This is a genomic window from Nocardioides sp. NBC_00850 (assembly GCF_045207335.1).
GTDB lineage: Bacteria > Actinomycetota > Actinomycetes > Propionibacteriales > Nocardioidaceae > Nocardioides.
On the sequence record NZ_CP108845.1, the window covers coordinates 2,250,961 to 2,275,296 of the forward strand.

Consider the following 24,336-nt stretch of genomic DNA (forward strand, 5'->3'; position numbering starts at 1 on the left):
CTGGCGGCCGAGACTGCAGAAGTGGGCGACGAAACCAGAGTTTCGTCGCCCACAAGTGCGGATTCGGCCGCCACAACTGCGGTTTCGGCTAGACCGGGGTGGCGGGACCACCCTCGCCAGGAGCGGTGAAGTCGACGGTGCGCTTGGCGTTGGCCAGGGCGGTGACGGTGGCGGTGCCGATGGTGCCCTCGCGGTCGAAGACCTCGGCGGTGCCGACGGAGATGCCCTCGTGGGCGACGTGGTCGATGGTGGCGAGGCCGACCTCCATCCCGGCCGGCCGCCGGGCGAGGGCGAGGGAGATGTCGGTGTTGATCCACTCGACGCCGTTGCTGCCCCAGTTGGTGACCATCGAGGTGGCGTCGGCGATGGAGGCCACGGTCTGGAACGGTGTCATCGGCTCGCCGGCGACGGTCGGAACCGCGACCTGCCAGGTGATGTGGCGCCCGGCGTTCTGGTGCTTGCCGAAGTCGTCGGACCAGGGGTTCTCGGAGACGAAGAACGGTACGTGCGGCTCGGAGGTCGGCGGCGCGACCTCGAGCGGCGGGGGAGTGGCGCGCTCGGTCGCCGACCAGACCTCGCCGGCCGGGTTCTCGCCGGCGAGCAGATAGGTGCAGGTCGCACGGGCGACGACCCGCTCCTCGCCGTCGCCGGAGGACTGGACCATCTCGGCGTCGAGCAGCGCGATGCGCGGGCCGTTGCGTACGACCCTCGTGCGGATCCGCGTCGGCACCATCCGCGGCGGTCGGAACAGGTCCACGTGATAGCGCGAGGGCACCAGTTCCGAGGCACGTCCGAGCTCCTCGATCTGGTCCTCGAGGCCGCGAGCGATCAGGCCGCTGGCGGCCACTCCGTGCATGTGGTCCTCGGCCCACATGCTGCGAGCCATCGGCGTAGGCTCGAAACCGTCATCGGTGCGCCGGAAGAATGCGAGATCCATGCGGACATTCTAGAACGTGTCCTAACTTCGGATTCAGTTGCAAAAACCGGTAAAGAGTAACGGTTCCGTCATCAAAAGCGCTCCAAAACCACGTACCATCGCACCAAAAGCAGCCCCCGATCGAAGAGGATGACGATGAGCACCACGCCTCCCTACCAGGTGACCGACCCCGCAACGGGCGAGGTGATCGAGACCTTCCCGTTCGCCACCGACGCCGAGGTGGAGGAGGCGCTGGAGCGGTCCAAGAAGGCGTACGAAGCCTGGCGCTCGACCCCGATCGAGGAGCGTTCCGCGATCGTGAAGCGCGCCGCGGACCTCTTCACCGAGCGGGCCGCGGAGCTCGGGAAGATCATCCGCACCGAGATGGGCAAGAAGGCCTCCTCCGGCGCCGGCGAGGCCGAGTTCTCCGGCGAGATCACCGCCTACTACGCCGACCACGGCCCCCAGTTGCTCGCGGAGACCGACCTGCCCGGCCACGAGGGCAAGGCGGTCATCCAGCGCCTCCCGCTCGGCCCGGTGCTCGGTGTCATGCCGTGGAACTACCCCTACTACCAGGTCGCCCGCTTCGCCGCGCCCAACCTGGTCGCCGGCAACACCGTCATCCTCAAGCATGCCGAGAACTGCCCGCGCTCCTCGGCCGCGATCGCGCAGATCTTCGCCGACGCCGGCCTTCCCGAGGGCGTCTACCAGAACCTCTACGCCACTCACGGGCAGATCGCGACGATGATCGCCGACCCGCGGGTCCGCGCGGTCTCCCTGACCGGCTCCGAGCGCGCCGGCACTGCGGTCGCCGAGGCCGCCGGCCGCCACCTGAAGAAGGTCGTCCTCGAGCTCGGCGGCTCCGACCCCTACATCATCCTCGACTCCGAGGACATCGACGAGGCCGCAGAGACCGCCTGGGCGACCCGGATGGAGAACGTCGGCCAGGTCTGCAACGGCAACAAGCGGATGATCGTGAACGAGGGCGTCTACGACGACTTCGTCGCGGCCCTCACCAAGCGCGCCTCCGCGATGAAGCCGCTCGAGGGCGAGGACGGCGACGACACCGTCTACTCCCCGCTGGTGGCGCGCAAGGCCGCCGAGGCACTGCGCGACCAGATCGAGGACGCGGTATCCAAGGGCGCCACGCTCCACGCCGGCGGCGAGATCTCCGACGGCCCCGACGCCTTCTTCGCCCCCGCCGTCCTCACCGGCGTCACCCCGCAGATGCGCGCCTACACCGAGGAGCTCTTCGGCCCGGTCGCCGTCGTCTACAAGGTGAGCACCGACGAGGAGGCCGTCGAGCTGGCCAACGCGGTGGAGTACGGCCTCGGCGGGGCTGTCTTCTCGACCGACGAGGCGCGCGCGATCGCCGTTGCCCAGCAGCTCGAGGTCGGCATGGCCAACGTCAACACGCCGGCCGGCGAGGGCGCAGACGTCCCCTTCGGCGGCACCAAGCGCTCCGGCTTCGGCCGCGAGCTCGGCCCGCTCGGGATCGACGAGTTCCTCAACAAGCGTCTGTTCTACGTCGAGCGCTGAGCAGATCCGGGCGGTCCCGCCGGATTCTGAGAGAATCCTGGGCGTGGCTGAGAAGGTGACCTTCAAGAGTACGTCCGGACCCATGCTGGCCGGTCTCATCGACCTTCCCGAGGGGGAGGTGCGTGGCTGGGGCGTGTTCAGCCACGGCTTCACCCTCGGGAAGGACTCACCGGCAGCTGCACGGATCTGCAAGCAGCTCGCTGCTGAGGGCGTCGGCATGCTGCGCTTCGACAACCTCGGGCTCGGCGACTCCGAGGGCGATTGGGGCGACGGCTCGTTCACCCACAAGGTCGCCGACACCGTCGAGGCCACCCGGTTCATGGCCGAGCGCGGCACCCCGGCCGAGCTGCTCGTCGGCCACTCCTTCGGCGGTGCGGCGGTCCTCGCCGCGGCGACCGACGCCGTCGGTGTCGATGCGGTGGCCACCGTCGGCGCCCCGTTCCAGCCGGCGCACGTCGAGCACAACTACGACGCGGTGCTCTCCCGGGTGCTCGAGGACGGCCAGGCGCCGTGGATGGCCGGCGGCAAGTCGCTGACCCTGCGCAAGGACTTCGTCCATGACGTACGCCGCGCCGACCTGCGCCACAAGATCATGCAGCTCAAGAAGCCGCTCCTGGTCATGCACAGCCCGACCGACACCACGGTCGGCATCGAGAACGCCTCCGACATCTTCAACACCGCCCGCCACCCGCGGTCCTTCGTGGCGCTGGAGGGCTCCGATCACCTCCTCACGAAGCGGGGCCAGGCCCAGCGCGCCGCCCGGATCATCTCGGCCTGGGCGGATCAGTACCTGATCGACTGAGTCGCAGGGCCGTCGCCGCGTCGGTCTCGGATAGGTTCGGGCCATCAGACGGCGGCACGGTCGCCGAGCGACGCGGAGGGTAGATGATCAAGAAGCCGAAGTTCCCGGTCAAGGAGCTGATCAAGGCAGGGTCGGCGGCACCGCAGGTGCTGGTCGGCCACCTGGTCGCGACCCAGGGTCCGGAGATCGCCAGGAAGGTGGCCGCGGACCGGGCCGAGCCCGGCTTCGACACCGAGGCGTACGTCGACGAGCTGGTCAGGAAGCACCGCTGGTTCGCTCGCCTTCAGGGTGCCGGCGGCGGCGCGATGATCGCGGTCGCCGAAGTGCCGGCCGTCATCGGCGGTCCGGCTGCGGTCGCGGCCGCGGCTGGGACCGCGATCCTCGGGGACCTGATCGCGCTGGCGTGGATCGAGCAGCGCCTGGTGATGCACATCGCCGCCGCGTACGGCCACGATCTGGAGGATCCGGCCCGGATCAACGAGTTCCTCAAGCTGGCCGGCGTGAACCTGCTCTTCGAAGGCGGCGGCAGCGTGGCGGGCGCCGCGGGCAGCCGCTTCGGCGTCCGGGCCGTCTCCCGCTGGGCGGCGAACAAGACCGTCGAGGCCACCAGGTCGATGGCGCACCTCGTCGGTGTCCGGGTCGCCCGGCGTGTCGTCCTGCGCGGTATCCCGGTGCTCAACATTCCGCTCGGCGTGGTGCTCTCGGATGTCGCCACCAACCGTCTCGGAAGGCGCGCACGCGAGTTCTACAAGGCTCATCCGACGCCTGCCTGAGCCCTGTGTTTGATCAATTGACAGAAAACGCCGAACGAGACTTCCGCTAACCGGTGTGGGTGGGGTTACACTCGCTGCAAGCGCCCGGCTCGTGGACGTTCGTCGTGGGGACCGAACGAGTCACTGGCCCGGTCGATGAGGCGCCGATCGCGCGTATCCGCTGTTTGGACGCGGTCGTCAGTCGTCTGCCATCGATCTGCGTGAGCCCTGGGAGGGCGACCGGCCGATGAGGGTCGGCATTTGGACATGCCACTCACCCGTGCGTGGCCCCAAGGAGGAATCAGTTGGCTCAGGGAGCCGCTACCCGGCGCAACAACCGGTCCGGCCGTTCGCGTAGCAACGGCAATGCCGGCAAGTCCGGGCAGAACGGTCGCCGCAAGGGCGTCCACAAGGACAACGAGGGCATCATTCCGGTGCTCGCGCAGGTCGTCCGCGAGGTGGAGTCGGCCGTTCAGCGCCGCTCGGCCATGCCCGACGTACGGACCAAGTTCCAGGTCGTCGCGCTCCTCGCCCGAGACGAGCGCCACCGCGTGCTCGAGGACGAGACCCTCAACGAGGGTCGCCGCGCCGAGCAGCTCAAGCGTCTGGACGGGATCGCCACGATCCTGGCCAAGACCGCGACCATGGACTCGCGCCTGTTCGAGCTCCTCGCCGAGGACGCCGAGATCTCCGATGCCGCCGTCGACCTCAAGCACGAGCTGATGGCCCGTGGTGGCGTCGACGTGCCGGAGGACGAGGAGGAGGACGAGGACGAGACGCCTGCCGTCGTGGTACCCGACAAGCGCGTGGTGCCGACCAGCGTCATCCAGCGCCAGCTCTCCAACCCGTTCCTGGTGCCCGACTTCACCAACGCCCGTCCGCCGGTGCACGCCCGCCGCCTGTCCGGATGGGAGCTCCTCGGGCCGCTGTTCCGAAGCTTCGAGTACGCCGACTCCGGCCCCTCCTGCATGCCGTTGCCCGAGCCGCCCGCCTACGGTCCCGGTCACATCGAGGCGCCCGGCACCCGCGAGCTCATGCACCACCAGGCGCAGCTGGTCGCCTCGGCGGCCGAGGGCCACCGCTCCTACCTGCTGGCCGACGAGCCCGGCCTCGGCAAGACCGCGCAGGCCCTGCTGGCCGCCGAGGCAGCCGACGCCTACCCGCTGCTCGTGGTCGTGCCCAACGTCGTCAAGGCCAACTGGGCCCGCGAGGTCGACCTCTGGACGCCGTCCAAGAAGGCGACCGTCGTCCACGGCAACGGCGAGGACATCGACGGCTTCGCCGACATCATCGTGGTCAACTACGAGATCCTGGACCGCCACGTCGGCTGGCTCGGCGAGTTCGGCTTCAAGGGCATGGTCGTCGACGAGGCCCACTTCATCAAGAACAAGTCCTCCCAGCGCTCCCAGCACGTGCTGGCGCTCTCCGAGAAGATCCGGCAGCGTACGGCCAACCCGCTGCTCATGGCGCTGACCGGCACCCCGCTGATCAACGACATCGAGGACTTCCGCGCGATCTGGCAGTTCCTCGGCTGGATCGACGACGTCAAGCCGCTCAACGGCCTGCTCGAAGGGCTCGAGGAGACCGGACTGACCCCGCAGGACAACAGCTTCTACGGCGCGGCCCGCCGCGTCGTCGTCAACCAGGGCATCGTGCGCCGCCGCAAGATCGACGTCGCCAGCGACATCCCGGCGCGCCGCGTGGCCGACCTGCCGGTCGAGCTCGACGACGCCGAGGGTCGCTCGATCCGGGCCGCCGAGGCCGAGCTGGCCAAGCGGATGATGCAGCGTTACGACACCGCGATCGAGACCCGGGTGACCGGCGCCAAGCCGGCCCCCGGCGAGCTCGACCTCGAGCTGATCCGCCGCGTCGCCGCCTGGGAGCGCGAGGACCAGGACGCCTCCACCGGCGAGAACGTCTTCGGGATGATGCGCCGCATCGGTCGCGCGAAGGCCTCGCTGGCCGCCGACTACGCCGCCCAGCTGGCGCGCAACGTCGGCAAGGTCGTCTTCTTCGCCAAGCACATCGAGGTGATGGACACCGCGCAGAAGCTCTTCGAGGAGCGCGGCATCCGCTACTCCACGATCCGTGGCGACCAGACCTCGAAGGCGCGCGAGAAGGCCATCGACGAGTTCATGAACGACCCCGAGGTCAAGGTCATCGTCTGCTCGCTCACCGCCGCCGGTGTCGGCGTCAACCTGCAGGCCGCCTCCAACCTGATCCTGGCCGAGCTCTCCTGGACCGACGCCGAGCAGACCCAGGCGATCGACCGTGTCCACCGCATCGGCCAGACCGAGCCGGTCACCGCCTGGCGCATCATCGCCTCGCAGACCATCGACACCCGGATCGCCGAGCTGATCGACTCCAAGGCCGGCCTCGCGGCTCGTGCCCTGGACGGCTCCGACGAAGAGGTCACCGACTCCGCCGACGTACAGCTCGAGGCCCTGGTCTCGCTGCTCACCGACGCTCTGCGCAAGCGCGAGTCCGGCCGCCGCGGCCGGCGCGCCGCCTGACACCGACCCGGGACTCACCCGGGCCCCATCTCAGGGAGAATCCTGAGGTGGGGCCTGGGTGGTCCGGCGTACGCTGGATCACATGTTCTGGATTATCTTGCTGGTCATCGCAGCGGCTGTCGGTGGATACGTGTTCCGAGTGCCGATCGTCGCCAAGCTGACCGGTCAGCCACGCAGCCGCATCGAGCGGCAGATCGGGCCGAAGGCCAAGCGCCTTCCCTGATCCCACGACGAATCCGCACGGGGAATCCTCAGTGGCGCACGTGCGTTGAGACGTACGTGCCTGCCGATCCGGCGCGCACGCACCCCATACCGGAAGCGAGAGCCCCATGCCCACCGTCGAGCTCGGCGCAGAGAACTTCGAGAGCACCGTCACCGACAACGAGATCGTCCTCGTCGACTTCTGGGCGTCCTGGTGCGGCCCGTGCCGCCAGTTCGGCCCGATCTACGACGCCGCCTCCCAGGAGCACCCCGAGATCGTCTTCGGGAAGGTCGACACCGAGGCCGAGCAGGCGCTCGCCGGTGCCGCCAACATCACCTCGATCCCGACGCTGATGGCCTTCAAGAAGGGCAACCTCGTGTTCTCGCAGCCCGGTGCGCTCCCCGCGCCCGCGCTCAAGCAGGTCATCGACGCCGTCGTCGAGCTCGACATCGACAAGGCCCTGGCCGAGCAGTCCTCGAAGGAGTCCGGCGAGTAAGACTCGTCGGTGCTCGGGGACTCGGATCAGGTTTGATAGCGCTGTGACCGAAGACGCCCACGACGAGCTCCTGCGCCTGCGCGGCAGCATCGACAACCTCGACGCCGCCCTTGTCCACCTTCTCGCCGAGCGCTTCAAGTGCACTGAGCAGGTCGGCCGGCTGAAGGCGCGCGCGGGCTTCCCCCCGGCCGATCCGAGCCGCGAGGCGGTCCAGATCGAGCGGCTCCGCCGGCTCTCCGACGACGCAGGTCTCGACCCCGAGTTCGCCGAGAAGATCCTCAACGTGATCATCGCCGAGGTGATCCGCAACCATCGCCAGTTCGTCGAGGACTGAGCCAACCTCAGCCGAGCACCCGGTCCAGCCAGGCGTTCCAGAACCGGCGGTCCGGGTCGAAGCGGCGTACGAGGTCCCGGAAGTCGTCCCAGCGCGGGAACTCGGCGCCGGGGTCCTTGGTGGCGAAGAGCTTGCCCCAGTGCGGCCGGGTGCCGGCCGGAAGCCGCTGCTCCAGGTCGGGTAGGAGCTCGCGTACGCCGACTGGGTCGGCCTTCCAGGTGAAGTGCAGCGCCACCGTGTCGGTGCCGTAGGCGGGGGAGAGCCACAGCTCGTCGGCGGCGACGGCGCGGATCTCGCTCACCTGCAGGAGCGGCCGGACCCTGTCGGCGAGCGATCGGACGGCGTCGACCGCCTCCTGCGCGCGATCGAGCGGCACCAGGTACTCGCTCTGCAGCTCCGCGCCGACGCTCGGCTGGAAGTCGAGGCGGAAGTGGGGCAGCCGCTCGTGCCAGGGTCCCGGCACGCCGAGCTGCTCGGTGCACGGCGCCGGGTCGAGGCCGGGGACGACGTGCCGCGGCCCGGTCGCGAGGACCGTCCCGGGGAGCTCCGGCGTCGTCGAACGTGACTTCACCCAGACCCGGGCGACGGAGCCGTCGGCCTCGTCGGCCCAACGCGTGAAGATCGACACCGAGTAGGCGGCACCGAGGATCTCGGTGAGGTGTTCTCGCAGGTCAGCGTAGGTGAGACCCTCGTGGACCGTCTGTGCGACCTGGTAGGTCGGCGAGGTCAGCAGCTCGAGATGGGTCACGATCCCCAGGGCGCCGATGCCGACCACGGCCCCGGCGAAGTCGGGCGAGCCGGCCTCCAGCCGCACCAGGTCGCCGCGCCCGTCGACGATCTCCAGCGCGGTCACGGACGTGGCCAGCGAGCCGTTGCCGATCCCGGAGCCATGAGTGCCGGTCGCGACCGCGCCGGCGACCGAGATGTGGGGGAGTGAGGCCAGGTTGGGCAGCGCCCGGCCATGCTCCTGCAGCCAGGCGGCGAGCTCGCCGTAGCGCATCCCGCCGGGTACCCGGACCACGTCGCCGGCCAGGCTCGGCGAGTTCTCCAGGTCGAGCGAGACCAGCACCCCCGGCGTGTCCGCGAGATCGGTGAAGGAGTGCCGAGACCCCAGCGCGCGCAGGCGCGGCTCGCGCCGCACGAGGTCGCGTACGTCATCCACGGAACGTGGTCGCACCAGCTCGCGCGCGGTGTAGTCGTAGCTGCGGGCCCACGTCGATCCGGGAGCTTCGCGTGCAGAGGTCTCGGTGGGCATGGATTGGATCGTAGCCGGGATCCAGCTTCGGCGCCCATCTTTGGAAAACGTTATCGACAACGATTGACAAAGTCGTGGGCCGCTCGCCATCCTGATCCCTGTCTGTGATGCCGATCACACTTAGTGCACCTGGAGGCACCGTGAAGCTTCGTCACATCGTCGTGACCGTGACCGCGGCGGCGACCATCGCGGCCACCGCGTCATCCATGGCCCAGGCCGAGCCACGTGGCTTCCGGCCCCCGTCCGACTCGCTCCGCTCCTACGCTTCCCAGATCGGGCTGCACCTCGGTGTCGCCGCCAACCCCGAGGTGCTCGCGGACGAGGAGCTCGCCGGCATCGCCGCGGACGAGTTCTCCAGCATCACGCCCGAGAACGAGATGAAGTGGGAGACCGTCGAGCCGACTCGGGGCACCTACGACTGGTCCGGCGCCGACGAGGTTGTCGAGTTCGCCCGCGCCCACGGTCAGAAGGTGCGCGGCCACACCCTGCTCTGGCACAACCAGAATCCCGCCTGGCTGACGGAGGGCGTCAACAACGGCACCATCAGCAACGACGAGCTCCGCGGAATCCTGAAGAAGCACATCACCGACGAGGTCGCCCACTTCCGCGGCAAGGTCTACCAGTGGGACGTCGCCAACGAGTTCTTCACGGACTCCAACCCCTCGCGGCTCAACCCGGACAACTTCTGGGTCTCCCGGCTCGGACCCGAGGTGGTCGCCGACGCCTTCCGCTGGGCCCATCGGGCCGACCCGAAGGCGCGGCTGTTCTACAACGACTACAACATCGCCGGCGAGGACGGCCACAACGCCAAGGCGGACGCGGTCTACGCCTTCGTCAAGAGCCTGGTCGCCCAGGGCGTACCCATCCACGGTGTCGGCAATCAGGGCCACCTCGACACCCAGTACGGCTTCTCCGGCGAGCGCTTCCGCGCCGACCTGCAGCGCTATGCAGACCTCGGTCTCGAGGTCGCTGTCACCGAGGCAGACGTACGCACCTTCGTCGACTCCGCCGAGACCCAGGTCCCGACGGACAACCTGGCACTCTTCGCCCACCCCTATGAGTTCTCCCAGATGCTCCAGGCCTGCCTCGCCGTACGCGCCTGCACATCGTTCACGGTCTGGGGCATCGATGACACCCACTCCTGGGTACCTGGGTGGTTCGAAGGGAACTGGGATGTGAACCGGCAGCCCAAGGAGGCATACACGACCCTGAAGCAGGATCTCCGCCTTGCCCTGGGGGCGCCACGCCGGCGCTGAGCCACAGCGATCCGTGGCGGCCCCCGGGTGGCGGTGGTCTACTGGAGACCGAGCACACGGATCGATCTGAGCGAGGGTAGATGAGCGAGAACGCAGCAGAGGCAGACCTCGAGGAGCAGGCGACCGATGTCGTGAAGGAGGCCGTCGACGACGAGGCGCCTCTGGACGCCGAGGAGACGGTGACCTCGACGCCGGACGACGTCAACGAGGCCGACTACGCCGAGCAGAAGCTCGACGCAGTCGGCCCCGACGACGACTACGACTACTAGGAGTTCTGCGGGAACCCCAGGTTGATCCCGCCGTGCGACGGGTCCAGCCAGCGGGTGGTGACCGCCTTCTCCCGGGTGAAGAAGTCCAGCCCCGCGGGGCCGTACGCCTTCGCGTTCCCGAACAGGGAGGCCTTCCAGCCGCCGAAGGAGTGGTAGGCGACGGGCACCGGGATCGGTACGTTCACGCCGACCATCCCGACCTGCACCTCACGCTGGAACCGGCGGGCGGCGCCGCCGTCGTTGGTGAAGATCGCGGTGCCGTTGCCGAACTGGCCGGAGTTGATCAGCTCGAGGCCCTCCTCGTAGCCGGAGACGCGGATGACCGAGAGCACCGGGCCGAAGATCTCCTCGGTGTAGACGGTCGACGTGGTCGGCACCCGGTCGATCAGGGTTGGCAGGATCCAGAAACCGTTGGGGTCGCCGTCGACCGAGCCCTCAGAATTCAGTGCAGCTCGCCCGTCGACGACGACCTCGGCACCGTCGGCCGCGGCCACGTCGACGTAGCTCGCCACCTTGTCCCGGTGGGCGCCGGTGATCAGCGGCCCCATGTCGGTGTCTCGGGTGCCGTCGCCGGTCTTGAGCGTGGCCATCCGCGAGGTGATCTTCGAGATCAGGCTGTCGGCCACCGAGTCGACCGCGAGCACCACCGAGATCGCCATGCAGCGCTCGCCGGCTGACCCGAAGCCCGCGTTGACCGCCGAGTCGGCGACCAGGTCGAGGTCGGCGTCGGGCAGCACGAGCATGTGGTTCTTGGCGCCCCCGAGCGCCTGGACCCGCTTGCCGGCGGCGGTGCCGCGCTCGTAGACGTAGCGGGCGATCGGGGTGGAGCCGACGAAGGAGATCGAGGCGACGTCGGGGTTGTCGAGGAGCGCGTCGACCGCCTCCTTGTCGCCGTGCACGACGTTGTAGACACCGTCGGGCAGCCCCGCCTCGGACCACAGCTCCGCGATCCAGCTGGACGCGGTCGGGTCCTTCTCCGAGGGCTTGATCACGACCGCGTTGCCGGCCGCGATCGCGATCGGGAAGAACCACATCGGCACCATGGCGGGGAAGTTGAACGGGCTGATGATGCCCACCACGCCGAGCGGCTGCTTGAGGGTGGTCACGTCCACGCCGGAGGAGACCTGCTCGGAGACCGTGCCCTTGAGCAGGTGGGAGAGCCCGCAGGCGAACTCGACGACCTCGAGCCCGCGGGCGATCTCGCCGGCGGCGTCGGAGAGCACCTTGCCGTGCTCGGCGGTCAGGATCTCGGCGAGCTCGCCCTTGCGGGCGTTGAGCAGCTCGCGGAACTTGAAGAGCACGGCCGTACGCCGGGTGAGCGAGGTCTCGCTCCACTCTTCGAACGCCTTCTTGGCCGCGGAGACGGCGGTGTCGACGTCGGCGGCCGAGGCGAAGCGTACGCGCTTCTGGACGGTGCCGAGCGCGGGGTTGTAGACGTCGCCGAGACGGGTTCCGGTGCCGGGGTTGGTGGCCCCGCCGATCCAGTGGTCGAGGATGGGGAGATCGGTCATGTCATGCGTCCTTTGAAGAGCTGTTACAGCGAGCCGAGCACGTCGTCGTAGATCGAGATCGCCTCGGCGACCTCGTCGGGGGTGACGACGCACGGGGGCACCACGTGGATGCGGTTTTCCATGATGAACGGGATCAGGCTGCGGGCGATGAGGTCGGACTTGATCCGGCCCATCGTCGCGGCCGGCAGCGGCTCCCGAGTCTCGTGGTCGGCGACGAGCTCGAGGGCCCAGAAGACCCCGGTGCCGCGCACCTCGCCGATCACGTCGTGCTTCTCGGCCAGCGACGCGAGGCCGGGGGCGATGTGGTCGGTGCCGATGGTCGCGGCGTTGTCGACGATGCCCTCCTCGTTCATCGCCTCGATGGTCGCCACGATCGACGCCATCGCGAGCGGGTGACCGGAGTAGGTGAGCCCGCCGGGGAAGACCTGGTCGTCGAAGGTCGCCGCGACCGGGTCGGAGATGATCACCCCGCCGGCAGGTACGTATCCGGAGTTCACCCCCTTGGCGAAGGTGATCAGGTCGGGAACGACGTCGTAGGCATCCAGGGCCAGCCACTCGCCGGTGCGGCCGAAGCCGGCCATGACCTCGTCGAGGATGAGCATGATCCCGAACTCGTCGGCCAGCGCCCTGACCCCGGGGAGGTAGCCCGGCGGCGGGATCATGATCCCGGCGGTGCCGGGGATGGTCTCGAGGAGGATCGCCGCGATCGACGCAGGGCCCTCGGACTCGATGACCCGGCGCAGGTGCTGGAGGGCGCGTTCGGCCTCCTGCTCCGGCGTGGTCGCCCAGAACTCCGAGCGGTAGAGGTAGGGGCCGAAGAAGTGGACGTGGCCGCGGGCGTACTCGTTCGGGATCCGTCGCCAGTCGCCGGTCGCGACGATCGCCGCCCCGGTGTTGCCGTGGTAGGAGCGGTAGGTCGAGAGCACCTTGTCGCGGCCGGTGTGGATGCGGGCCATCCGGATCGCGTTCTCGACCGCGTCGGCGCCGGCGTTGGTGAAGAAGACCTTGTTGAAGCCCACCGGCGCGATGTCGGTGATCCGCTCGGCCGCCTCGCCGCGCGTCAGGTTGGCCGTCGTCGGCGCGATCGTGGTCAGCGTCTCGGCCTGCTTCTTGATCGCCTCCACCACCCGGGGGTGCTGGTGGCCGATGTTGGTGTTGATCAGCTGGGAGGAGAAGTCCAGGTAGGTGTGCCCGGAGTCGTCCCACACCCGCGAGCCCTGCCCGCCGGCGATGACGAGCGGTTTCAGCGACCCCTGGGCGGACCAGGAGTGGAAGACGTGGGCTCGGTCGAGGTCGTAGGCACGGGCGTCGCTGGCGCTGGTCAAGGCTGTCCCCTGGGGTGCGTGGATGGACATGGATCTGGCTTGCGCGCTTCGCGCGCTTACTCCCTCGCTCGGCGCGAGCGGACGAGCAAGCTCGCCGCTCGACCTCGCTCAGGTCGTCTCTCACTCTACGCCGGGAGCAGCGGGGTCGCCGCCGATCCGGAGTACTGATTACGACGGTATATTGGGATGATGGCTACGTTTCCGTTACATTCTCACGCCACAATCAACGAAATCGCGCGCTCATGCCTTCGTGGTCACCGGCCGGTTGACCCGGGGGATCACCAGATCGCCGTACGCAGCCAGGGTCTGGTCCATCGCGTCGTGCTGCAGGTAGACGGCGAACTGGTCGACGCCGAGGCTCTTGAGCTGCTCGAGCTTGGCGACCTGCTCCTCGACCGAGCCGAGGATGCAGAACCGGTCGACGATCTCGTCGGGCACGAACTGGGTGTGGGTGTTGCCGGCCCGCCCGTGCTCGTTGTAGTCGTAGCCCTCGCGGTTCTTGATGTAGTCGGTGAGCGCCTGCGGGACGGCACCGCTGCCGTACTTGGACACGATGTCGGCGACGTGGTTGCCCACCATCCCGCCGAACCACCGGCACTGCTCGCGGGCATGATCCAGCGCCTCGGGCGACCCGTCGGTGACGTACGCGGGTGCGGCCACGCAGAAGGTGAGCGACTCCGGGTCGCGGCCGGCATCGGAGGCCGCCTTCTTGACCGCCCCGATCATCCACTCGGTGATGTCGGGGTCGGCCAGCTGCAGGATGAACCCGTCGCCGACCTCCCCGGCCGCCTTCAGCGCGAGCGGGCCGTAGGCGGCGATCCACACCTCCAGCTCGGAGCGCTTGGCCCACGGGAACTGCAGCGTGGTGCCGTTGATCTCGACCGGGCGCCGGTTGGCGAGCTCCCGGATCACCCGGGTCGCCTCGCGCATCTCCTTGATCGTCGACGGCTTCCCGTTGAGCACCCGCACCGCCGAATCGCCACGCCCCATCCCGCAGACGGTGCGGTTGCCGTACATCTCGTTCAGGGTCGCGAAGACCGACGCGGTCACCGTCCAGTCGCGGGTCGCCGGGTTGGTCACGAACGGGCCGACCTTGATGGTGCGGGTCTCGGCGAGGATCTGGCTGTAGATGACGTACGGCTCCATCCACAGCAGGTGGCTGTCGAACGTCCAGACGTAGTCGAAGCCGTACGCCTCGGCCTGCTTCGCCAGGGAGACGACCCGCCAGGCGGGCGGGTTGGTCTGGAGGACGACACCGAAGTCCATCACGTCACACCAGGTACTGGGAGAGGTCGCGCTTGAGGTAGCTGCCGTGGCCCTTGGTGCCCTTGAACTCGCCGTCGGCGACGACCACGGACCCGCGGGAGAGCACCACGTCGACGTGTCCGTCGATCTCGTAGCCCTCCCAGGCGGAGTGGTCCATGTTCATGTGATGGGTCTTGCCGACTCCGATGGAGGTGTGACCGTTCGGGTCGTAGACGACGATGTCGGCGTCCGCTCCCGGCGCGATGACGCCCTTGCGGCCGTAGAGCCCGAACATCCGCGCCGGTGTAGTCGCGATCAGCTCCACCCACCGCTCGAGCGTGATCTGCCCGGTCACCACGCCCTGGTAGAGCAGGTCGACGCGGTGCTCGATCGACCCGATCCCGTTGGGGATGGCCCGGAAGTCGTCCTTGCCGAGCTCCTTCTGCTCCTTCATGCAGAAGGGGCAGTGGTCGGTGGACACCATCTGCAGGTCGTTGGTGCGCAGCGCCTGCCACATCGCGTCCTGGTGGCCCTCCTCGCGAGAGCGCAGCGGCGTCGAGCAGACCCACTTGGCGCCCTCGAAGTCTCCCCACTCCTCCGACCTCGCGCCGAGCTGGTCCTCGAGGGTGAGGTAGAGGTACTGCGGGCAGGTTTCGCCGAATACGTTCTTCCCGTGGTCGCGGGCCGCGGCCAGCTGCGCGACCGCCTGTTTGGCGCTGACGTGCACCACGTAGAGCGGAGCCCCGGTCACGTCGGCGAGCATGATCGCCCGGTGGGTGGCCTCCTCCTCCATCTGCCAGGCGCGCGCGATGCCGTGGTAGTAGGGAGACGTCTTGCCGGACTCGGCCAGCTGCGCGGCGAGCACGTCGATCGCCGGCCCGTTCTCGGCGTGCATCATCGTCAGCAGCCCGTGGTCGGTCGCCTTCTGCATCGCCCGCAGCACCTGGGCGTCGTCGGAGTAGAAGACACCCGGGTAGGCCATGAACAGCTTGTACGAGGTGATCCCCTCGTCCACGAGCGTGTCCATCGCCTTGAGCGAGTCGTCGTCGACCCCGCCGATGATCTGGTGGAACCCGTAGTCGATCGCGCAGTTGCCGGCGGCCAGCTCGTGCCAGTGCGCCAACCCGTCCTGTACGCGCTCGCCGTAGCGCTGCACCGCGAAGTCGATGATCGTCGTGGTGCCGCCCCAGGCCGCGGCCCGGGTGCCGGTCTCGAAGGTGTCTGAGGCATTGGTGCCGCCGAACGGCAGCTGCATGTGGGTGTGGGCGTCGACGCCGCCGGGGATGACGTACTTCCCGGTCGCGTCGATGGTCACGTCGGCCTCGATCGTCCCCAGCGGAGTGCTCCCGGGGGAGATGAGCGCGACGATCTTCTCGCCGTCCACCAGCACGTCTGCCTGGGTGCGCCCGGTCGCGGAGACGACCGTGCCGCCAGTGATGAGCGTGGTCATGCGGGGGCCCTCCTCAGGGTCGGGGGATGGCGGTGTACGAATCGGGCCGCCGGTCGCGGTAGAACTGCCAGTCGTCGCGCATCTCCTGGACCATGCTCATGTCCAGGTCGCGTACGAGCAGCTCCTCCTTCTCGCCCGAGCCGAGCTCGCCCACGTAGTTGCCGCGGGGGTCGACGACCTGCGACATCCCGTAGAAGTTGACCGCCTCTTCGCCGTACTCGTTGTCCTCCAGGCCGACCCGGTTGGGCGCGAGCACGAAGTAGCCGTTGGCGACCGCGGCGGCGGGCTGCTCGATCTCCCAGAGCCGGTTGGAGAGCCCGGGCTTGGTGGCGTTGGGGTTGAAGACCATGTGGGCCCCGTTGAGCCCGAGCTCGCGCCAGCCCTCGGGGAAGTGGCGGTCGTAGCAGATGTACATCCCCACCTTCCCGACCGCGGAGTCGAAGACCGGGTAGCCCAGGTTGCCGGGGCGGAAGTAGAACTTCTCCCAGAACTTCTCGACGTGGGGCAGATGGTTCTTCCGGTACTTGCCGAGGATCGTGCCGTCGGCGTCGACCAGCACGGAGGTGTTGTAGTAGACCCCGGTGTCGGCCTCCTCGTAGATCGGCAGCACCATCACGATGCCCAGCTCCTTGGCCAGGCTCGCGAAGCGCTGCACGATCGGCCCGTCGGCCGGCTCGGCGTAGCGGTAGTACTTCTTGTCCTGGGTGATCCCGAAGTAGGGGCCGTAGAAGAGCTCCTGGAAGCACATCACCTGCGCGCCCTGGGCGGCGGCGTCCCGCGCGAAGCCCTCGTGCTTGTCCAGCATGGAGATCTTGTCCCCGGTCCAGGTGGTCTGGCTGATTGCGGCTCTGACGATCGTCATGCAACTACCTCCCGACTCACATACAAGCACGCCGCCGCGACCCGTGGGGTCGCGACGGCATTTTTGCTTCAGGCGATGAGGTGCTTGAAACCCTGTTGCGCTAGGCGGCGGTCGCCGGATGACGTACGACGACGTGCTCGACGGCCCTGGCGAGCTCCTCGCGGAGCTCTGGCGCGAGCTGAGGGCAGTCGACGGAGAGGAACAGCTCCATCGCGGAGCGGGTCGCGCGAGCCCGTTCGCCGGGCGTGCCCTCTGAAAGGGTCGGCGCGATCTCGGCGAGATGGGCACTGGTCTCGACCACGGTGTTGCAGTCGTGCGGGGTGAGTGGGGCGCGGGCCTCCCGGCCGGCGCGGACGAGGACGCTCAGAACCTCCACCTTGGCGGCGGTGGTCAACGACATAGCGCTCCTCGACGAGTCGAACAGATGCGACCCCACACCGTCCGCGTTGTGCGACGACATGTATCTCCTCGGTGGGACGTGTGCCTCCCCCGAGGCACTCTCGCCCACTCCAACGAGCAGGGGAAGGGATCGGTGACGCCCTTGGGTGCTTTGTAACTGACCTGTGGGCCGACCCGTGAGTAACCTATAGAAACCATGACCCTGGTGTTGCAGATCGCCTCGCGTGGGACGACCCGGCACAATTGAGTCCATGAGTTCTCCTGGGGGCGCCGGCATCGGCGGTCTGATGGTCGAGACCGAGGCCGATGTCGTACGCCGCCAGGCACTGCGCCGCATGCGCGTCGTGGCCACCGGGCTCCTGGTCGTGGCCGCCATCGTCTACCTGCTGACCCTTCGACTGGACGGGTTCTGGGGGTTCGTGAACGCCGGTGCCGAGGCGTCCATGGTCGGCGCGATGGCCGACTGGTTCGCAGTCACCGCGCTGTTCCGTCACCCGCTGGGGCTGCCGGTGCCGCACACCGCGCTGATCCCGAAGCGGAAGGACGAGCTCGGCGCCAGCCTGGAGGAGTTCGTCCAGGACAACTTCCTGCAGGAGGAGACCATCCGCGAGCGGCTCGGTGTCGCGATGCCGTCGCTGCGGCTCGCGCTGTGGCTCTCCGAGGAGACCAATGCCAAACGCGTCGTCGACGAGGTCTCCACCGTGGTCGCCGACGGGCTCTCCCGGATCAGCAACCGGCACATCGTCGAGATCATCCAGGACGGGTTCGTACCCCGCCTGCGCGAGGAGCAGATCGCGCCGCTGCTCGGCGGCACTCTGCAGGCGGCGCTGGACGACGGCGTCCATCACGGTCTGGTCGACCTGGCGCTGGTCGAGCTGCACGGCTGGCTCGAGGAGAACGAGGAGATCGTCACCGAGGTGCTCGGCGAGCGGGCGCCGTGGTGGACGCCGCAGGTGCTGCGCGAGCCGGTGACCGCCCGCATCCACGTCGAGCTGGTCCGCTGGATCGCCGACATCCGCGACGACCCCGAGCATCGCGCCCGCAAGGCGATCGACACGATGCTCGCCGACCTCGCCGACAACCTGCAGCACGACGAGGCGACCATGGAGCGCGCCGAGCGGCTCAAGGAGCGGGTGCTCGACCACCCCGGCGTCATCAACACCGCCATCTCGATCTGGGACGCCCTGCGGCGTGCGCTGACCACGTCCCTGCGCGACCCCGACGGCGTCGTCCGTCGCCGCGCCCTGGACGAGGTCATCCGCTACGCCCAGAAGGTCGTCCTCGACGAGACCCTCCAGCGCCGCTACGACGCGCTCGCCTCCGACGTGGCCGTCTACGTCGTCAAGCGCTACGGCCGCGAGGCGACCACCGTCATCACCCACACCATCCAGCGCTGGGACGGCAAGCAGGCCGCCCGCCGCATCGAGCTCTTCGTCGGCCGTGACCTGCAGTTCATCCGCATCAACGGCACCATCGTCGGTGGTCTCGTCGGCGTGATCATCCACACCGTCGCCGTCCTGATGGAGTGATGGGGGAGGATGGGCCCGTGAACGAGCGTCAGCGAGTGAACCATCAAGACAACACGCGACCGCGTCCGTACATTGGCGCTTGCGCTACGGAGGTGGTCGCGTGAGTGAACCCTTCGACGTACCCATCTCCGACGAGGTCATCCGCCTCGGTCAGTTCCTGAAGCTGGCCAACCTGGTCGAGGCCGGCTCCGAGGCGCGCCCGGCGATCACCGCCGGCGAGGTGAAGGTCAACGGTGAGATCGAGCTCCGCCGCGGTCGCCAGCTCCGCCTCGGCGACGTCGTGGAGTACGCCGGCCAAGCGGCCCGGGTCTCCGACGAGGCCGACTTCGACGTTCCCTGGTAGGTAAAAGGAATACCCGGTTAACCGGTGAAACCTGCACTTCTCTGGCGTTGCATTGCCTGAGAAGTGCAGGTTCAACCGGTTAACCGGGTATCCCAACCGCTATTACTTCTCGACCTTGACCAGGTCGCAGACGAAGATCAGGGTCTCGCCGGGCTTGATCGCGCCGCCGGCGCCGCGGTCGCCGTAGCCCAGGTGGGGCGGGATGACGAGCTGGCGGCGGCCGCCGACCTTCATGCCGAGGATGCCCTGGTCCCAGCCCTGGATGACCTGGCCGATGCCGACGCGGAAGTCGAGCGGCTCGCCGCGGTTGTAGGACGCGTCGAACTCCTCACCGGTGGACAGCGCAACGCCGACGTAGTGGACCGATACGCGGTCGCGCTCGGTGGCCTCCTCGCCGTCACCGATGGTGATGTCCTTGATGACGAGGTCGGTCGGAGGGGTGGGGTCGACGAAGTCGATCTCAGGCTTCTGGCTCATGAAAATCAGTCTACGTATCGAGTCTCGCTGGGGCACAACGCCGTCGTGTCGGCCGCCGAGGGGTAGACCGTGGTCAGGCCGTCGGCCCGCTCCCGGCCGAGGTTCCACTCCAGCCAGTCGCCCTCGCGATCGTTGGGCCCGAGCACACAGCTGCGCAGGTCGTCGGGGAGCTTCTTCAGGGCCGGTACCGCGTCGTCGCTGAGCTCGGCGAGGAAGTCGGTGTCGATCTTCCCGGTCTCCTCATAGCGCGAGACGTTGTGCTCGGCGATCCACGCGTCCGGGTTGATCGCGGCGATCCCGAGCAGCGCGACAGCGCCGCTGACCAGGGCGAACCGGCCGAGCCAGAGCCCGCCGCCGATCGCCGTGCCGGTCACCGCGGCGACCAGCCCGGCGATGACGAGCAGGCCCAGCCAGGCCTCGAAGACATCGACGAGCAGACGGAGCTGGGTGAAGCCGTACGCCTCCTGGTAGAGGTGCATCCGGTACAGCGCCGACCCGACGACGACCAGGGCCTCCGCGGCGAGCAGCCCGAGCGCGATCCGCAGCCACAGGCGGTCGGCGACGGTCGCCACCGGCGCCTTGCGCGCCGCCGCCCAGATCACCAGCAGGGTCAGTGCGGTCGCGACGGTGAGCTGGCCGAACCCCTGGTGGACGTATTCGGCGTACGTCAGCCCCGTCGTCTCGCGCAGGTAGTCCTCGCCGCCGAAGACTGCGGTCGCCTGCGCGATCAGGAACGCGGCGAAGACGGCGACCACGACACCGACCGGAGCCAGCCACTCGTAGCGGTTGGCGACGGGCTGGGACGTACGCTCGTTGCGGTCGATCCGGGGCGGGTTCACAGCCAGGTACGCAGCGCCCATCACGACCCCGAAGACGAAGACCGTCATGAAGATCCGAGCCGCGAAGGTGTCAGGGCGTACGTCCGGCACGAACTGGTCGACCCAGCTGCCCAGCACCGCGTCGGCGGTGGTGAACAGGAGCCCGAAGATCACCAGGCCGAGCAGCGAGAGCACCGTGGTGCGGGCGACCGCCGCCCCGTGACCCCTGCCGGAGACGCTGGTCAGTGTGCGGCCCAGCCACGGGATCCCGCGCAGCCCGGCCAGCGGCCAGGAGATCCCGGTCAGCACGATCCCGAGCAGCGTCTTCGCCTGGGTGGAGGCACACAGGATCACCGCGATCGCCGTGAGCAGGCACAGCACGACGAGCCACTCGGCGTCGCGGAACACCGCGACCGAGGAGAGCAGCGCGAACAGGACGTAGCAGACGATCGGGAACCAGTTGCGACGTTTCTCGCTCGCCAGCATCACGACACCGCCGGCGGACAGCAGCACGATGACCGTGCCGAGCCCGGCGTTGCGGTCGGGGATCAGCAGGCCGCCGAGCAGGCCGGCGACCACGGCGCCGATGAAGAGCCCGAACCTGCCCGCGACACCTGAGTCGGGCCAGTAGGTGCCGAAGATGTCGTCGAGGACCGACGGGGTGGCATAGGCGGCCTTGGGATCCGCGCTGGGGGCGGCGACCGGCTGCGCCGGTTCGGCGGGCTCGGCCGCCGGGGGAGTGGTGGGCATCTGGCTCTCCTCGTGAGTGGGGGTGAGATGACTGGGACTGAGCTGATCGGGGACAACGCGTGCGGGTGGGCGCAGCGGAAGGTCGACGCGCACGCGGGCGCCGGCGGTACCGGGGAGCGGGTCGAGGAAGGCGATGGAGCCGCCGTGCAGGTCGGTGACCCACCGGGCGATGGCGAGCCCGAGCCCGGTCCCGCCACCCTCGCCGGAGGAGCTGAGCGTGCCGAAGGGCTCGAAGACGCGCCCGCGGTCGGCGACGGGGACGCCGGGCCCGGAGTCGAGGACCTCGAGGTGGTAGCGCTCGCCGTCGATGCCGGCGCGCACGGTGACCACGCCGCCGCGGGGACTGTGCCGGGAGGCGTTGTCGAGCAGGTTGACGACGAGCTGGCTGAGGCGATCGGGGTCGGCGTCGACGACCATGTCGGCCGGTGCGTCGATCTCGTAGGTGACCGGCCGCCCATTGGCCAGCGTCTCCGCGACGCAGGCCTCCAACAGCGGGCCGAGCTCGACCGAGACGGTGCTCAGCGGCGCCTTGCCGGCGTCGACGCGCGCCAGGTCGAGCAGGTCCTCGACCAGCCGGCTCAGCCGCTCGGCCTGGCCGAGCGCGGTCTGGAGCGCGGCCGGGTCGGATCCGACGCCGTCCACGAGGTTCTCCAGCACGACGGTGAGAGCCGCCAGCGGCGTACGCAGCTCGTGGGAGACGTTGGCGACCAGGTCGCGGCGCTGGCGGTCGACGGCACCGAGGTCGCTGGCCATCGTGTTGAACGCACGGCCCAGCTGACCGACCTCGTCGGCACCGACGGCAGGCACGGAGACCGAGTAGTCGCCCCGGGCCATCCGCCGGGCCGCGACGGTCATCTGCCGCAGCGGGGACGTCATCCCGGCTGCCAGCAGCTGGGTGACCGCGAGCGCGATCCCGATCGTGACCGGGATCGAGATCCACGGCGAGACCCCGGTGATCCGCCCGACGGAGGCGACGACCGCCGCCACCAGCGCGCTCGCGGCGACCAGGAGCCCGAGCTTGACCTTGATCGAGGAGACCCGTTCCAGCGGAGTCATTCGCCGGCCTCCAGCGCATAGCCGACGCCGTGCACGGTCCGGACCCGCTCGGACCCGATCTTGGCGCGCAGCCCCTTCACGTGGCTGTCAACCGTGCGGGTTCCCGAGGCGTCGTTCCAGCCCCAGACCTCGGCGAGCAGCCGCTCGCGGGTGACCACGGCGCCCGGGTCGGCGGCCAGGCAGACGAGCAGGTCGAACTCGGTCGGGGTGAGCCTGACCTCGTCGCCGTCGACCCACACCCGTCGGGCCGCCGGATCCATCAGGAGCCCCCCGATCTCAGCCGTACGCCGCGGCGACCCGGCCAGCTCGGCCGCCCGCTCCACCCGCCGCAGGAGCGCGTTGACCCGCGCCACCAGCTCGCGGGCCCGGAACGGCTTGGTCAGGTAGTCGTCGGCCCCGACGCCGAGCCCGACGAGCACATCGGCCTCGTCGACACGCGCGGTCAGCATGAGCACCGGCACGGGGCGTACGGCCTGGATCCGGCGGCACACCTCGAGGCCGTCGTAGCCGGGCAGCATCACGTCGAGGACGACCAGGTCGGGCGAGGTCTCCTCGAAGCAGGAGACCGCCCCGGGTCCGTCCCACGCCCGGACGACGTCGTATCCCTCCGCCGCGAGCCGGTCCGAGACGGCCTGGTTGATGACCGGCTCGTCCTCGACGACGAGGACCCGGCGTGTCACGGTCACATGTTCTGGCACATGCTCAGGCTAGAAGCCCGAGTCGCCGGAAAGGCTGCAGAAGTTGTGCAGGTCCTGTGAAGGTCGGATCCGGACGGGATCTCAGGTCTGGTGGACGTACGCCTCGAGCTGGTCGCGCTCGAAGGCGAGCTGGTCGATGCGGTGCTTGACCAGGTCGCCGATGCTGACGATGCCGACAAGACTGCCGTCGGGGGAGACGACCGGCATGTGCCGGATCCGCCGCTTGGTCATGATGGCCAGGATCTCGTCGATGGTGGCCTCGGGGGCACAGGTCTCGACCTCGGCGGTCATGATCGAGGAGACCTCGGCGGCGAGCAGCGCGTCGTTCTCGTGGAGGCGCCGGACCACGTCGCGCTCGGAGACGATCCCGGCGACGGCCGTGCCGTCGGTGCTGACGACACAGGCTCCGATGCCGTGCTCGGAGAGCACCCCGAGCAGGTCACGCACGGTGGCGGTTGATGCGATCGTGACGACTTCTGCGATCGCCTTGCGAGTGAGTACGTCCGCGATCTTCATGCACCAACGGTAGCGGCCGTGACGTGCGTCACGCCAGGGTCTGTTCCGGAACGCGGCTACTCGGTGCCCGGCCTGCGGAACGCGGTGACCGATCCCGGCTGCGCGGCCGGCCAGTCGGCGTCGTTGTTGCCGTCGGGCAACCCGCCGAGGAAGGAGAGCACGGCGTCGTGCAGGTGGCCGTTGGTGGCCAGCGCGTTGCCGCCCCACGGTCCCGGGTCGCCGGCCAGCGAGGTGAACTGGCCGCCGGCCTCACGCACGATGATGTCCAGCGCGGCCATGTCGTAGAGCTCGAGCTCCGGCTCGACAGCGATGTCGACCGCGCCCTCGGCGACGAGCATGTAGGACCAGAAGTCGGAGTAGGCACGGGTGCGCCAGCAGCTGCGCATCAGCGCCAGGAAGTCCTCGAGCCGATCGCGCTCCTCCCAGCCGTGCAGCGAGGAGTAGGACATCGAGGCGTCCTCCAGGCGGCGTACGTCCGAGACCTGGCAGCGGGTCGACTTCATCAGCGACTTGCCGGTGTGGGCACCCTGGCCCTTCGCCGCCCACCAGCGCCGCCCGAGCTGGGGCGCGGAGACGACCGACATCACGACCTCGTTGTCGACCGCGAGCGCGATCAGGGTCGCCCAGACCGGCACGCCGCGCACGAAGTTCTTCGTGCCGTCGATCGGGTCGACGATCCAGCGGCGGCTGGACGAGCCGGAGGATCCCGACTCCTCGCCGGTGATCGCGTCCCGCGTACGCGCGCGGGAGAGCGTACGCCGGATCGACTCCTCCACGGCCTTGTCCGCGTCCGAGACGGGGGTCAGGTCGGGCTTGGTCATGACATGCAGGTCGAGCGCCTTGAACCGCGACGTCGACAGCGAGTCGGCGTCATCGGCCAGCAGGTGCGCCAGCCGCAGGTCGTCGTTGTAGTCAGGAGTGCTCGCCACGAGGATCCACTCTAGTGGCTCCGCACTCCGTGCGAACCCTCCCCTGGTAACCGGTTCCCCACGAAAACACCGGCCGGGGCATCGAGGGCTCGAC

24 protein-coding genes are annotated in these 24,336 nt (G+C 69.0%); 11 read left to right on the top strand and 13 right to left on the bottom strand.

Annotated features, from left to right (window positions below; translation table 11 throughout):
* Nucleotides 1-88: 88 nt before the first annotated feature.
* Nucleotides 89-937: an acyl-CoA thioesterase domain-containing protein gene (locus tag OH802_RS11055; protein ID WP_406027830.1), complete on the bottom strand. Its 849-nt coding sequence runs from the start codon at nucleotides 935-937 to the stop codon at nucleotides 89-91.
* A 135-nt stretch (nucleotides 938-1,072) separates the two neighbouring features.
* Here OH802_RS11055 and OH802_RS11060 point away from each other — a divergent pair, with 135 nt between their 5' ends.
* From OH802_RS11060 to OH802_RS11090, 7 genes are all read left to right on the top strand, one after another.
* On the top strand, nucleotides 1,073-2,455 hold the full coding sequence (locus OH802_RS11060) for an NAD-dependent succinate-semialdehyde dehydrogenase (protein ID WP_406027832.1): 1,383 nt from the start codon (nucleotides 1,073-1,075) through the stop codon (nucleotides 2,453-2,455).
* Nucleotides 2,456-2,498: 43 nt separating this feature from the next.
* Nucleotides 2,499-3,257: an alpha/beta hydrolase family protein gene (locus OH802_RS11065; protein WP_406027834.1), complete on the top strand. Its 759-nt coding sequence runs from the start codon at nucleotides 2,499-2,501 to the stop codon at nucleotides 3,255-3,257.
* 83 nt (nucleotides 3,258-3,340) lie between these two features.
* Entirely contained in the window at nucleotides 3,341-4,030 is a 690-nt protein-coding gene (locus OH802_RS11070) for a hypothetical protein (RefSeq protein WP_406027836.1), read from the top strand.
* Between the two features lie 284 nt (nucleotides 4,031-4,314).
* The gene (locus tag OH802_RS11075; protein ID WP_406027838.1) at nucleotides 4,315-6,522 is read left to right on the top strand and encodes a DEAD/DEAH box helicase; all 2,208 of its coding nucleotides are present in this window, start codon (nucleotides 4,315-4,317) and stop codon (nucleotides 6,520-6,522) included.
* Between the two features lie 82 nt (nucleotides 6,523-6,604).
* The gene (locus tag OH802_RS11080) at nucleotides 6,605-6,745 is read left to right on the top strand and encodes a hypothetical protein (RefSeq protein WP_350659602.1); all 141 of its coding nucleotides are present in this window, start codon (nucleotides 6,605-6,607) and stop codon (nucleotides 6,743-6,745) included.
* Between the two features lie 106 nt (nucleotides 6,746-6,851).
* Nucleotides 6,852-7,220: a thioredoxin gene (gene trxA / locus OH802_RS11085; RefSeq protein ID WP_160027609.1), complete on the top strand. Its 369-nt coding sequence runs from the start codon at nucleotides 6,852-6,854 to the stop codon at nucleotides 7,218-7,220.
* Between the two features lie 43 nt (nucleotides 7,221-7,263).
* The gene (locus OH802_RS11090) at nucleotides 7,264-7,554 is read left to right on the top strand and encodes a chorismate mutase (RefSeq protein ID WP_201451241.1); all 291 of its coding nucleotides are present in this window, start codon (nucleotides 7,264-7,266) and stop codon (nucleotides 7,552-7,554) included.
* Between the two features lie 7 nt (nucleotides 7,555-7,561).
* Here OH802_RS11090 and OH802_RS11095 read toward each other — a convergent pair whose 3' ends face one another.
* Nucleotides 7,562-8,809, bottom strand: a complete 1,248-nt coding sequence (locus OH802_RS11095) for an FAD-binding protein (protein ID WP_406027841.1) — start codon at nucleotides 8,807-8,809, stop codon at nucleotides 7,562-7,564.
* A gap of 140 nt (nucleotides 8,810-8,949) precedes the next feature.
* Here OH802_RS11095 and OH802_RS11100 point away from each other — a divergent pair, with 140 nt between their 5' ends.
* Nucleotides 8,950-10,065 carry an endo-1,4-beta-xylanase gene (locus OH802_RS11100; RefSeq protein ID WP_406027843.1) on the top strand — a complete coding sequence of 372 codons (1,116 nt, stop codon included), beginning with the start codon at nucleotides 8,950-8,952 and terminating at the stop codon, nucleotides 10,063-10,065.
* Nucleotides 10,066-10,145: 80 nt separating this feature from the next.
* Nucleotides 10,146-10,334 (top strand): hypothetical protein, encoded by a 189-nt coding sequence (locus OH802_RS11105; RefSeq protein ID WP_350844385.1) that lies wholly within the window; start codon nucleotides 10,146-10,148, stop codon nucleotides 10,332-10,334.
* Here OH802_RS11105 and OH802_RS11110 read toward each other — a convergent pair.
* The 6 genes from OH802_RS11110 to OH802_RS11135 form a co-directional block, all read right to left on the bottom strand.
* Complete coding sequence (locus tag OH802_RS11110; RefSeq protein ID WP_406027845.1) at nucleotides 10,331-11,845, bottom strand: CoA-acylating methylmalonate-semialdehyde dehydrogenase; 1,515 nt, start codon at nucleotides 11,843-11,845, stop codon at nucleotides 10,331-10,333. The genes OH802_RS11105 and OH802_RS11110 overlap by 4 nt on opposite strands.
* A gap of 23 nt (nucleotides 11,846-11,868) precedes the next feature.
* The gene (locus OH802_RS11115; protein ID WP_406027847.1) at nucleotides 11,869-13,170 is read right to left on the bottom strand and encodes an aspartate aminotransferase family protein; all 1,302 of its coding nucleotides are present in this window, start codon (nucleotides 13,168-13,170) and stop codon (nucleotides 11,869-11,871) included.
* Between the two features lie 240 nt (nucleotides 13,171-13,410).
* Complete coding sequence (locus OH802_RS11120) at nucleotides 13,411-14,436, bottom strand: TIGR03842 family LLM class F420-dependent oxidoreductase (protein WP_406027849.1); 1,026 nt, start codon at nucleotides 14,434-14,436, stop codon at nucleotides 13,411-13,413.
* A gap of 4 nt (nucleotides 14,437-14,440) precedes the next feature.
* On the bottom strand, nucleotides 14,441-15,865 hold the full coding sequence (hydA, locus tag OH802_RS11125) for a dihydropyrimidinase (RefSeq protein ID WP_406027851.1): 1,425 nt from the start codon (nucleotides 15,863-15,865) through the stop codon (nucleotides 14,441-14,443).
* Nucleotides 15,866-15,878: 13 nt separating this feature from the next.
* Complete coding sequence (locus OH802_RS11130; protein WP_406027853.1) at nucleotides 15,879-16,727, bottom strand: nitrilase-related carbon-nitrogen hydrolase; 849 nt, start codon at nucleotides 16,725-16,727, stop codon at nucleotides 15,879-15,881.
* Nucleotides 16,728-16,827: 100 nt separating this feature from the next.
* Nucleotides 16,828-17,127 carry a hypothetical protein gene (locus tag OH802_RS11135; protein ID WP_141803049.1) on the bottom strand — a complete coding sequence of 100 codons (300 nt, stop codon included), beginning with the start codon at nucleotides 17,125-17,127 and terminating at the stop codon, nucleotides 16,828-16,830.
* Nucleotides 17,128-17,377: 250 nt separating this feature from the next.
* Here OH802_RS11135 and OH802_RS11140 point away from each other — a divergent pair, with 250 nt between their 5' ends.
* Nucleotides 17,378-18,655: a DUF445 domain-containing protein gene (locus tag OH802_RS11140; RefSeq protein ID WP_406027855.1), complete on the top strand. Its 1,278-nt coding sequence runs from the start codon at nucleotides 17,378-17,380 to the stop codon at nucleotides 18,653-18,655.
* Nucleotides 18,656-18,755: 100 nt separating this feature from the next.
* Nucleotides 18,756-18,998 (top strand): RNA-binding S4 domain-containing protein, encoded by a 243-nt coding sequence (locus OH802_RS11145; RefSeq protein ID WP_406027858.1) that lies wholly within the window; start codon nucleotides 18,756-18,758, stop codon nucleotides 18,996-18,998.
* 102 nt (nucleotides 18,999-19,100) lie between these two features.
* On the opposite strand, the gene OH802_RS11150 is transcribed toward OH802_RS11145, so the two are convergent.
* The 5 genes from OH802_RS11150 to OH802_RS11170 all read right to left on the bottom strand — a co-directional run bounded on the left by OH802_RS11150 (nucleotide 19,101) and on the right by OH802_RS11170 (nucleotide 24,242).
* Entirely contained in the window at nucleotides 19,101-19,475 is a 375-nt protein-coding gene (locus OH802_RS11150; protein WP_141795436.1) for an FKBP-type peptidyl-prolyl cis-trans isomerase, read from the bottom strand.
* 5 nt (nucleotides 19,476-19,480) lie between these two features.
* Nucleotides 19,481-22,099, bottom strand: a complete 2,619-nt coding sequence (locus OH802_RS11155) for a DUF4153 domain-containing protein (RefSeq protein ID WP_406027860.1) — start codon at nucleotides 22,097-22,099, stop codon at nucleotides 19,481-19,483.
* Nucleotides 22,096-22,779, bottom strand: a complete 684-nt coding sequence (locus OH802_RS11160) for a response regulator (protein WP_406027862.1) — start codon at nucleotides 22,777-22,779, stop codon at nucleotides 22,096-22,098. The genes OH802_RS11155 and OH802_RS11160 overlap by 4 nt, the downstream gene beginning before the upstream one ends.
* Nucleotides 22,780-22,878: 99 nt before the next feature.
* Nucleotides 22,879-23,313 carry a CBS domain-containing protein gene (locus OH802_RS11165; RefSeq protein ID WP_406027864.1) on the bottom strand — a complete coding sequence of 145 codons (435 nt, stop codon included), beginning with the start codon at nucleotides 23,311-23,313 and terminating at the stop codon, nucleotides 22,879-22,881.
* A gap of 56 nt (nucleotides 23,314-23,369) precedes the next feature.
* A complete protein-coding gene (locus tag OH802_RS11170; protein ID WP_355019191.1) occupies nucleotides 23,370-24,242 on the bottom strand; it encodes an inositol monophosphatase family protein in 873 nt (290 codons plus the stop codon).
* Between the last annotated feature and the right edge of the window lie 94 nt (nucleotides 24,243-24,336).